The following is a 4,680-nucleotide window of genomic DNA, read 5'->3' on the forward strand; positions in this document are numbered from 1 at the left end:
CCGACGCCCCGGCGCCCGCCGAGGTCGAGGAGTCGGCCCCGGTGGCCATGGACGAGCGGACCGACGCCGTCGAGGCCGCCGACGCCGGCGACGTGCCGGTCGCCGGGACGGACGAGGCCGACGAGCCGCGCCGCCGCGCGAAGCCGCGCCGGGGCCGCAAGCCGCAGCTCAACCGCGACGCCGACGAGGTCGGGACCCGCATCGTCCTCGTGCCCGGGTCCGCCGACGGGGTCGCCATCCGCGACGTCGTCGAGGCGATCACCTCCAGCTCGGGGCTCGACGGCGAGGCCGTCCGCGGCGTCTCGGTGCTCGAGAACTTCGCGCTGGCGACGGTCCCCGCCGCGGGCGTCGCCGACACCGTCGAGGCGGTCAACGCCGCCGGCGGCCGGGTGCGCGCCGAGGTCCTGCTCGCCGGCTGACCCCGGTCGGACGGCCGCAGGGCGGTCCGCCGACGTGGCGCGGCCGCGCTCGTCCGGATCCGACGGTCGACGCCGTACCCCCGGCCCCGGAGCAGCGCATCCGGGTCCGGTCGGCCGTTAGCATCCCCGCCGTGAGCACACCGACGGAGCAGCAGTCCCAGGGGACCCCCGACCCCACGTCGGCGAACATGGTGCGCGTCTGCGACCGCTGCGGCACCGTCTGCTCGGCCGATCAGGAGTGGTGCCTGAACTGCGGCGTGCGGATGACGGAGGCCAGCCAGCGCCTCCCCGGCCTGCGCGCCGCCGGCCTCGTCGTCGCCCTGGCGGTCCTGCTCGCCGGCGGTGCGGCCGCGGCCTCGTACGCCGCGCTGCGTGGCGACGCCCGGTCGGCCGCCAACGTCCCGGCCGACACCACCGGCGCGCCGGTGGCCCAGGCCCCGCCCGCCACCACGCCCGTGGCGCCCGTCACCCCGGTCGCACCGGTGCCCACGACGCCCACGACGGCGACGACGACGAGCACCGCGAAGAAGGCACCGGCCACGCCGGCGGCCCCCGCGACGCCCGCGGCCCCGGCCACGCCGGCCACGCCCGCGACCCCGCCCGCCACCGGCGGGGGCGGCAACACGGGCGGCGGTGGCAACACCGGCGGCGGCGGTGGTGGCGGCACCACCACCACGACGCCCACGACGACGACGCCGACGAAGGAGCCCTTCGGCCCGGTGGTCTTCGCCTCCGGTCAGGGCACGATCTACGACCCCAACGGCATCGCGGCGGACAAGGGCGAAGAGGGCAACGCGATCGACGACAGCACCGGCACCAGCTGGAAGGTCGTCCTGAACGCGGGCGAGACCGGCGGCCTGGGCTACGTCCTGGACTTCGACGATCCGACCGCGCTGAAGCGCCTGACCGTGAACACGGCGACGTCGAAGCTGAAGATCAAGATCCTCGGCACGACGAAGAGCGCGCTGCCGCCGGACGAGCTGGACGCGAACTGGGACACCATCGCGAGCGAGCGGACGCTGAAGTCCGGCAAGAACGCCGTGCCGCTGAAGGCCGTCTCGGGCGCCAAGAGCAAGTACCGCCACGTGCTCGTGCTGTTCACGTCGATCCCGGGCTCCCCGGCGACCGCCGTGATCCGCGAGTTCACCGCCTCGAGCTGAGCGGCCCCCGCCCCCCGTGACGGCCCGCCGCAGGGCGCATCGTTAGGGTCGGGGCCGAGGTTTCCACACCGACCCCTGGAGGAGCCCATGAGCACCGCCACCATCAGCACCAGCGAGGGCGACGTCGTCTTCGAGCTGTTCGACGCCGACGCGCCGAAGACCGTCCAGAACTTCAAGGACCTGGCCGGGAAGGGCTTCTACGACGGCCTGATCTTCCACCGGGTCATCGCCGACTTCATGATCCAGGGCGGGTGCCCCGAGGGCACCGGCACCGGCGGCCCGGGCTACGAGTTCGAGGACGAGATCAACGAGCACAAGATCGTCCGCGGCACGCTGGCCATGGCCAACGCCGGCCCGAACACGAACGGCTCGCAGTTCTTCATCGTCACCGCCGACGCCACCCCGTGGCTCGACGGCAAGCACACGGCCTTCGGCCAGGTCCAGGGCGGCGAGGACGTCGTCCAGCGCATCGGCACGACGCAGACGGGCCCGGGCGACCGCCCCGTCACGCCCATCGAGATCCGCTCGGTGAAGATCGAGGGCTGAGCCCTCACGGGTGGCCCGGCGTCCGCGCCGGAGCACCCACCTGCGGGCGGACGTCGCCCGGCCGCGAAGTTCGAGGGCCCGCCAGCGGCGGGCCCTCGTCGTTCCCGGCTGCGCCGCAGGAAGATGACGCCTACGTCACCTTCTCGCGCGCCGGGGCAGGCGACTCGCTAGGGTGCACGCATGAGCACCCAGGAGCAGGCCCCCGACACGGCTGACGGCTCGGCCGTCACCGATCCCGCGACGCCGCCGCAGAAGGCCGTCGTCGATCCCGCCACGGGGCGGACCATCGCCTGGGTCGACCAGCTCGGTCCGGAGGCGGCCGCCGTGGCCGCCGCCCGCGGGCGCGCCGTCCAGCCCGCCTGGGAGGCCCTGGGCTTCGAGGGCCGCGCGCGCGTCATGCGCCGCGCCCAGAAGTGGGTGACCGAGCACTCCGACGAGCTCGTCGCGACGATCGTCTCCGAGACCGGCAAGGCCTGGGAGGACGCCCAGATGGCCGAGGTCATGTACGCCGCGTCGGCGTTCGGGCACTGGGCCGACCACGCCGAGGGCCTCCTGGCGGACGAGCGCATCAAGGTCGCCTCGCCGCTGATGAAGGGCAAGAAGGTCTTCACGCGCCACGCGCCGCTCGGGCTCGTCGGCGTCATCGCCCCGTGGAACTACCCGTTCGTCAACGGCTTCGGTGACTGCATCCCGGCGCTCATGGCCGGGAACAGCGTGCTGCTGAAGCCCGCCGAGAAGACGCCGCTGACGTCGCTGCTGATGGCCCGGGTCCTGCGCGAGTGCGGGCTGCCCGACGGCGTCTTCCAGGTGCTCACCGGCAAGGGCTCCGTCCTGGGCGAGGCGCTCGTCGACGTCGTCGACATGATCATGTTCACGGGCTCCACGCCCGTCGGCCGCACGATCGGCGCGCAGGCCGGCCGTCGCCTGATCCCGTGCTCGCTCGAGCTCGGCGGCAAGGACCCGTTCATCGTCCTGGCCGATGCCGACCTGGAGCGCGCCGCCAACCACGCGCTCTTCTACTCCATGTTCAACACGGGGCAGACCTGCATCTCGGTCGAGCGCGTGTACGTCGAGGCGCCCGTGTACGACGAGTTCGTCGCGAAGGTGACGAAGAAGGCCAAGGCGCTGCGCAACGGCACGCCGACCGGCCCGGGCACCACCGACGTCGGTGCGCTGACGATCGAGAGCCAGGTCGCCACTGTCTCCGAGCACGTCGAGGACGCCCGGAAGAAGGGTGCGACGATCGTCGCCGGCGGCGACCCGGACCCCAACCGGCCCGGCTGGTGGTACCCGCCGACCGTCCTCACCGGGGTCGACCACTCCATGGAGTGCATGACGGAGGAGACCTTCGGGCCGACGCTGCCGATCATGAAGGTCGCCGACGCCGAGGAGGCCATCCGCCTGGCCAACGACAGCCCGTACGGCCTGATGGCGTCCGTCTTCACGAAGGACACCGTGAAGGGCGAGCAGATCGCGCGCCGGATCCAGGCCGGTTCCGTGCACGTCAACGACGCGCTGATCGGCTACACGGCGCTGGAGGCCCCGATGGGTGGCTGGAAGGACTCCGGCCTCGGCGCCCGCCACGGCGCGCCGGGCATCCGCAAGTACACGAACTCCCAGACGATCATCGTGTCGAAGTACCACCTGAAGAAGGAGCCGCAGGTGTACCCCTACACCGGGCGCAGCTTCAAGCTCCTCGGCCGGGTTACGAAGTTCTTCTACGGTCGCGGCACGCGCGACTAGGTCGACCGGCGGCGCACCGCCGCGCCGCCCCGACAGGACCGTTCGACGGGTCGCCCACGGGCGGCCCGTCGCCGTTCCCGGGCCCGCTCAGCGCAGGGACACGCCGAACAGCTCCTCCAGGCGCGGCACCGTCTCGGCCGCGTCGCGGTGGAGCACCGTCGTCATGCCCAGCTCGTCGGCGGGCGGCAGGTTGAACGGCAGGTCGTCGACGAACACGCACTCCGACGGGGCCAGGCCGATCCGCTCGGCGCCGATCACGAAGATCTCCGGCGCGGGCTTGCGCATCCGCTCCTCGTGGCTCAGCACGACCGCGTCGAAGGCCTCGTCGAGCAGCGCCTGGTCGTAGGCCATCCCGTCGCCCCAGGAGTTCGAGATCAGCCCGGTGCGGATGCCGGCGCGCCGGGCGGCGCGGACGGCGTCGGCCATCGCGACGTCCTGCCGGAGTGCCGAGAACATCCGCCGGACGACCCCGTCGGCGCGGTCCGGGGCCAGGCCCGCGCGGGCGACGAAGGGCGGGCCGAACGCGACGGTGTCGATGGTCCCGGATTCGAGGTCCTTGAGCAGGTCCCGCGCCTCGCGGTCGGTCTTGAAGAGCTGCCCGATCGCGTCGCGGCCCAGGCCCTCCGCCTCGGCGAAGTCGCCGAACGCCTCGAACACGTTCGAGGTCAGCACCCCGCCGAAGTCGATCAGCAGGCCGCGGGGTCGCGTCGGGGCGGTGTCGGCGGCGGGGTCGCTCTGCGGCATTCGCGCAGGCTACCGGCGGACCCCCGACGGCCGACCGCCACGCTCGCCGGCGCGGACCCGCGTCCCGG

Annotated in this window: 5 protein-coding genes; 4 read left to right on the forward strand and 1 reads right to left on the reverse strand. The window is 73.4% G+C overall.

Going from position 1 to position 4,680, the window contains the following annotated elements:
- The 4 genes from Q7T67_RS11830 to Q7T67_RS11845 all read left to right on the forward strand — a co-directional run.
- A partial coding sequence (locus Q7T67_RS11830; RefSeq protein ID WP_304789431.1) for a DbpA RNA binding domain-containing protein occupies window positions 1-419 on the forward strand: 419 nt, incomplete at its 5' end.
- A gap of 131 nt (window positions 420-550) precedes the next feature.
- Window positions 551-1,579, forward strand: coding sequence for a hypothetical protein (locus Q7T67_RS11835; protein ID WP_304789434.1), 1,029 nt, complete (start codon window positions 551-553; stop codon window positions 1,577-1,579).
- An 87-nt stretch (window positions 1,580-1,666) separates the two neighbouring features.
- The gene (locus Q7T67_RS11840; protein ID WP_304789436.1) at window positions 1,667-2,125 is read left to right on the forward strand and encodes a peptidylprolyl isomerase; all 459 of its coding nucleotides are present in this window, start codon (window positions 1,667-1,669) and stop codon (window positions 2,123-2,125) included.
- A gap of 180 nt (window positions 2,126-2,305) precedes the next feature.
- Complete coding sequence (locus tag Q7T67_RS11845) at window positions 2,306-3,868, forward strand: succinic semialdehyde dehydrogenase (RefSeq protein WP_304789440.1); 1,563 nt, start codon at window positions 2,306-2,308, stop codon at window positions 3,866-3,868.
- Window positions 3,869-3,955: 87 nt separating this feature from the next.
- Here Q7T67_RS11845 and Q7T67_RS11850 read toward each other — a convergent pair whose 3' ends face one another.
- Window positions 3,956-4,612, reverse strand: a complete 657-nt coding sequence (locus Q7T67_RS11850) for an HAD-IA family hydrolase (RefSeq protein ID WP_304789443.1) — start codon at window positions 4,610-4,612, stop codon at window positions 3,956-3,958.
- Between the last annotated feature and the right edge of the window lie 68 nt (window positions 4,613-4,680).

The sequence above is a fragment of the Patulibacter sp. genome, assembly GCF_030655195.1.
Classification (GTDB): Bacteria; Actinomycetota; Thermoleophilia; order Solirubrobacterales; family Solirubrobacteraceae; genus Patulibacter.

Coding starts and splice junctions, on each gene's coding strand:
- Q7T67_RS11840 (WP_304789436.1), top strand. CDS start 1,667: ATGAGCACCGCCACCATCAGCACCAGCGAGGGCGACGTCGTCTTCGAG.
- Q7T67_RS11845 (WP_304789440.1), top strand. CDS start 2,306: ATGAGCACCCAGGAGCAGGCCCCCGACACGGCTGACGGCTCGGCCGTC.
- Q7T67_RS11850 (WP_304789443.1), bottom strand. CDS start 4,612: ATGCCGCAGAGCGACCCCGCCGCCGACACCGCCCCGACGCGACCCCGC.